Raw genomic sequence first — 6,645 nt, 5'->3', positions numbered from 1 at the left:
TCAGTGAGGTGAGTTTATGGAAGGTAAGAAACAAAGGAAGTGGTATCAGTATTTAATACAACTTATCGTAGTTGCATTAATTGTTACTTCTATACCACTGAATGGGTTGGCAGAAACGGCACCACCGTTTACACCATCTCCAAATTCAGAACAAAGTCCAGAAGTGGAAAAGAAAGAGGAGCAGGAATTACCAGCTCCACATCCAGATCAATTAAAGAAGGATAAGGCTAAAGCACAGGCGAGTCCGACTGAGATTGTAGAAGAAAGAACGGAAACCGAAAAGGTTTTTGATAACAATGATGGTACTTTTACAAAGAGGGTATATACGGAACCGATTCATGCAGAGAAAGATGGAAAGCTAGAAGAGGTTTCACCAAAATTAGTAGAAGCACCAAATGAAAAAATTGTAACGGAAAATACAACATTAGAACCAGAGTTCGAGAAAGCGACACAAGATGGAAAGTACGTTCAATTTAAAGTAAAAGATCATACTATTCAGTATAAACTAATAAGTGCAAATGGTGAAAAAGGTGAAATGAAGCCATCACCAGTCACTGCAACACATGAAAATAATACAGTATGGTATAAAGGGGTCTTCCCAAATATTGATTTAAAGAGTACGACATTCAATGAAAATGTAAAAGAAGATTTTGTATTACGTGAGTATACAGGACACCACATTTTTACATTTGCATTAGAAACAGATTTAACACCTAGCTTACAGGAAGATGGTTCAATCGACTTCCAAGATGAGAAAAAAGAAAAAGTATTCACATTGCCGAAACCATATATGAATGATTCCAATGTGGACCAGCAATCAGGCGAGGCTGTAACGTCAGATGCAGTTCGCTACAATATTGAGAAGAAAGATGAAAAAACATATACATTAACTGTTACTGCAGATCCACAGTGGTTACAAGCACCAGAGCGAAAATATCCGGTATATGTAGACCCTTCGGTTCAGTTGAAGGATTTTGATAATGCATATGCTTCAAGTGCATATCCAACTGTCAATTATTCAGGAGGAAAGCTTTGGGATGCTGGTTAAAATGCTTATACGTTAAAAGTAGGATATTATGATGGGTCATCTGGGACAAACTTTGCATTTATTAGACCAGACGTTTCGAGTTTTAAAGGTGCAAATATTGAAAGTGCAACATTCAATGTACATACCATTTGGCATTATTATGCGAATCAACCAAATGGTGTTTGGTTAGATGAAGTAACGAGTGCCTGGAATGAAGGTAGTTTAAATTGGAATAATAAACCTGGTTCAAATAATATTGCACATGCTGATGTAACAAGAGGACAATTGGCGAAGTTTAATGTAACTAACACAGTAAAAGCATGGGTAGAAGGCGCGAGACAAAACAATGGCTTTAAGCTACATGCAAATGGTAATGGTCAAAACCATTGGAAGAAATTCATTGCAGCTGAAAATGGAACGAATGCACCATTCTTGGAAGTGAAATATTCCTACTCAAAACCGAATAAGCCAAGAGTACAAGCTTACTCAAATGGGAGTGGGAGTGGTTCAGGTCACTTCAATGTACAATGGGACGCAGTTCCAGGAGCAACAGGTTATAAAGTTGCCATTTTTAATGGATATGATTATGAATATATTCCTGTTGGGAATGTGACAAGCTGGACGACGAAAGATAAAAAAATATTTCCGACGCCAGAAGAAATTGCACAAGGGCGTTACTGGATACATGATGACGGAAAAGGTGCAGAAGCGCCTACTAACCCAGGACAAATATATAAAAATGCTTACGAGTCAGGAGGTCCGTACGGGGATTATAGCGGAAGAAGTAGCTACTGGATTCGTATTGTAGCAGAGTATCCGTTTGGGGATAGTCCACTTTCAGATGAAATAGTTCCATTTATTCCATTAGAACAAGTGAAAAAGCCAGATGGATCGGCCTACATTAATGCGACAGATAAAGAAACAGGATATGTCACATTAAAGTGGGATGCAGTTCCAGCGGCTGCAGGCTATAAAGTTTGGATTTATAACGGAAAAGATTACGAAGCGTTCGATGTAGGAAATAAAACAAATTGGACAACGCAAAATGAGAAAATTTGGCCAACGAAAGATGAAATTGCAAAAGGCCAATATTTACTTCATCATGATAAAAAAGGTGCAGAATTAGCAGTTGATCCATCACCTGTGTATAAAAATTCTGGCGGAATTTATGCTGGCTTTAAAAATTATTGGTTCCGTGTAACAGCGTATAGTAAAGCCGGACATGCTGAAAGTGAAATTTCGCATGAGTTTGTACCTAAATTTGCTCAAGACTTTGGGTTTATAGGGATGTTTGATTACTGGGCATCAGTTCCGGTACTAAATGGCACAGTGAATGCTACAAATGGTAACTTTATCATGAGTGAAAAAGATATTACGTTATCAGGGCGCGGACCGGATGTATCAGTAGAAAGAACGTATAATAGTCAAAGTAAAAAAGTAGGTTTATTTGGTACAGGGTGGTCTAGTGGATTAGAAGAAAGAATTTTGGCTGAAGGAAATGGAAACCTACTATTAATTTCTGCCGATGGCGCAAATATTACTTTTACTAGAACGGGAGATAATACGTATCAAGCTCCTACAGGTATATATTTAGAAATTAAACAAGTATCAGGCGGATATGAAATAAAAGATAAAGACCAAACGGTTACTTTCTATAAATCTGGAGATGCACAAGGGCGTATCGAGTATACAAAAGATAAATACGGAAATACGACGACATATGAGTATGATGGGGAATCACGTTTATCAAAAGTAAAGAATGCTTCTGGTAAAGAGTTAGTCGTACAATATGATGGAAATAATAAAAAAGCAGCAAGAGTAATCGGCCCAGATAGCAAGACGATTACATTTAAATATGATGGAGATTTACTCGTTTCTTCTACAACACCAGAAGGGAAAGTATATAAATACGGATATGATAATGGATTACTAACATCTATTTATGATCCGCAACATACCGATGCCAAACCATATAAAACATCGTATGCATACGAGAATAATAGATTAGTAAAAGTAACGGACCCATTAGGAAAAGCTACGACATTAGCATATAATACAGATGCGAAGGAAGTTACGTTAACGAATCCTAAAGGACGTAAAACTGTTTATACGTATAACGATGCTGGAAACCCAGTCAAAACAGTTGAAGATTCTGGACGTCTAAATTTAACGACAACGTATGAATATAATGCAAATAACCTAGTAAAAACAACAACTCCTAAAAATCAAACAGAAACAGCGACCTATGATGGTAATGGGAATGTAACTTCTGTTACTGATGAAATGGGAACAGAAAAGTTTGAGTACAATAAAGACAACGGGCTTATAAAAGCGACAGATAACGAAAATCGTGAAACAACAGTTGCTTATAAGGCTGCAAATACAGAAGTATCTGAAACAGACCAAGCAGCAAATACATCATCTTTCATGCAGTATGATCAGTTTGGAAATCCAATTGCGACAACTAGAGAGCTGGGAACAGGAGAAAACCTGATTCAAAATCCAAGCTTTGAAATGAATGGTACGGAAAAATGGGTACCAGTAAATGTGAATAATTCCGGATCTATTACAAAAGATGCAACATCAGCACCAGGTGGTCTGGGCGGAGAATCATCACTTAAAATTTCAACAAAAGCAACGAATAATGATTGGGGCTATATTGCTGCAATTCAAGAAGTAACGTTAGAACCAAATACAACGTATACGTTAAGCGGTATGATGAAAACGGATTTAGCCAATGGTGCAGCTTTCTTCAATGTACAGTTATTAAATGAAAACGGTGCTGGTGTAGATGGTGGATGGCATGATACTCGTCACAATAAAGTTCAAGGAACGAGGGATTGGGTTAACCGTCAAATTACTTTTAAAACATCAGAACAAACGAGAAAAGTAAAAATCTATTTACAAGTAGAAAATGGCGGTTCTGCTACGAGCGGTTCTGTCTGGTTTGATAAGATTCAACTAGAAAAAGGTGAAGTTTCTTCTAGCTTTAACCCAATTGAAAATAGTAGTTTAGAAAATATGGCGGGAAATGGCTGTATGCCAGGTTGGATTCGAGGAGATGGAACAAGCTGTGATCCGAAAGATGTTTCTCAGCAAGAGAGCTTTACGGGACATTCATCTATTGTATTAGAGCGTAGCCAATATGGTGGTTCAGATGTAGGATATGGCAAGCATATCACTATAAATCAGAAAAAAGCAGAACCAATTACGCTAACAGGAATGTCTAAATCAGTAAATGTAGAAAATACTGCACCAGATAAACTCTCTCGAGATTACTCTATTTGGGCAGATGTACATTATCAAGATGGTAGTGGGGAAAATTTCCAAGCGAAATTCCCAAGTGGGACAAATGATTGGAATCGTAGTGCGGTTGTAATCCCTGCCACTAAACCAATTAAACGTATGGAAGTTTATATGCTCTTTAGAAGAGAGAATAAAGGGAAAGTTTGGTTTGATGATATACGCCTATTAGAAGGAAACGCTCTTATAAAAAATGAGTACGACAACGATGGAAATGTTGTTGCTATGTATGATGAAGAAGGACAGAAAAATACATTCACATACGATGCATCAGGAAATAAAAAGAGTGAAACCGATGAAAAAGGAAATACAAAATTATATGATTACAACAAAGATAATCTATTAACAAAGGTTACATTAAAAAATGGTACCTCTGTAAATTATCGTTATGATCATAATGGAAACACAACAGAAAAATCTGTCATGTTTGGTGGGAAAACACAAACACACAAATATGAATATGATGTAGATAATAAAAATACAGTATATATCGATGCGTTAAACCGTCGTATTGAAAATACGTACGATGAAAATGCAAACAAGATTAAAACAAAAATGCCAAACGGCTCTATTCTAGAATCTGTATATGATACAGCAGATCGTGTCGTTGGTGAAAAGCGCAACGGAAAAGATTCATTTACATTTGAACGTGATCAAAATGGACAAGTTACGAAAGTAAAAGATCTTGTCAATGGTGTAGAACGCACGAAAACATACGACAAGGCTGACCGCGTTACAAGTGCAACAGATAGCCGAGGCGGAAAAGTTGACTGGGCATATCACGACAAAGCAAACAGTAAGACAGAAAAATTAAAAGAACAAACAGTAACGCAAGGTGGATACACAAATAAAGTATCGTATGACTACAACACGTTAGATCAAAACATACGTGTGACAGACGGTTCGCAAACGTATCGATTTGATTATGATGATCAAGGAAATGTTCGTACGTACACAGCTGGTAATGGTTCAGGTTCTACCTTCAACTATGACCATGCGAACAAAATTAAAGATTTAGTAGTCGGTACATCAAACAGTATTCTTCTTTCTGAACGATATGAATATGATCAAGCAGGTAACCGTACGAAGATTAAACATGAAGGTGCGGGTGGAAAAGTAACGGAAACAAACTTTGTATATGACCCGATTAACCAACTATTAAACGAGGCATTACCAAACGGAACAACTAAATCATACACATATGATGGATTTGGAAACCGTACAAGTGTGAAAGTTGTAGAGAATGGAAAAGAAACAAAATCTATAGCGGCAACATTCAATGAAGGAAATCAGCTTGTCAAATTCGGAAATGAATCATTAACATATGATGCGAATGGAAATCGTACATCTGATGGAAAGTACAAGTATACATGGAACGAAGATGATCAACTTGTAGCCATCACAAAACAAGGTGAGAGCAATGCATTCGCAACTTATAAATATGATGACGATAATCGTCGTATTGAAAAGAGTGTAAATGGTCAAGTAACACGCTACTTTTATAATGGAGATAGTATTAGTCCATTATATGAGACAGACGGAAATGGCAATGTTCTTCGTCAATATGTATACTCTGTAGACGGTTCACGTTTGGCAATGAAGTCAAAAGGACAAACGTTATACTATCACTATAATCCTCGTGGTGATGTGGTTGCGATGACAGATCAAAACAGAGAAGTTGTAGCAACATATGAATACGATGCATGGGGTAATGTATTAAAGAGTGATACAAAAGGTATTGCAGCAGATAATCCATTTGGATATGCAGGATACATGTATGATAAAGAAATTGGAATGTATTATCTGATGGCACGTTATTACAATCCAGACCATGGTGTGTTCGTATCGATAGATCCTGACCCAGGTGATGATGACGATCCTGTTACACAGAATGGTTATACGTACGCGGATAATAATCCATCGATGATGACGGATCCAGATGGTCATTCACCAACGTTAATAATTAATGCTGGTTTTGCAATTTACGATGGATATGGTGCATATAAAGCAGGAAAAGGCGCAAAGGGAATTGCTATGGCTGCGGCTAAAGGTGCAATAGGTGGTCCAAAGCTTAAAGTATTTAAAGCAGCAAGAAAAGCAATGCGTATAGATAAAGAAAATGTAAAAAGACTTAATAACATAAAGAAAAAACCAGGGACGTATGTTATTGATTTCGAAAAGGGATATAGGTATATTGGAAAGGGAACTAGAGCGAGGGCTCAACAGTCAGCAAAAGACAAACACAAAGCATATGGTACCAAACCAGTTTCTATTGCATGGAAACCAGCAAAAAATAGTGATAAGATCGGAAGAGC

The 6,645-nt window shown here is 37.1% G+C and carries 1 pseudogene; it reads left to right on the top strand.

Going from position 1 to position 6,645, the window contains the following annotated elements:
* Positions 1-16: 16 nt before the first annotated feature.
* A pseudogene (locus ACQGS6_RS20725) lies at positions 17-6,645 on the top strand (DNRLRE domain-containing protein); the annotation flags it as partial.

The organism is Bacillus sp. GMs2/2 (assembly GCF_050172095.1).
GTDB lineage: Bacteria > Bacillota > Bacilli > Bacillales > Bacillaceae_G > Bacillus_A > Bacillus_A cereus.
The sequence above is the reverse complement of the archived record's forward strand: the minus strand, read 5'-3'. Positions and strand labels throughout refer to the sequence as shown.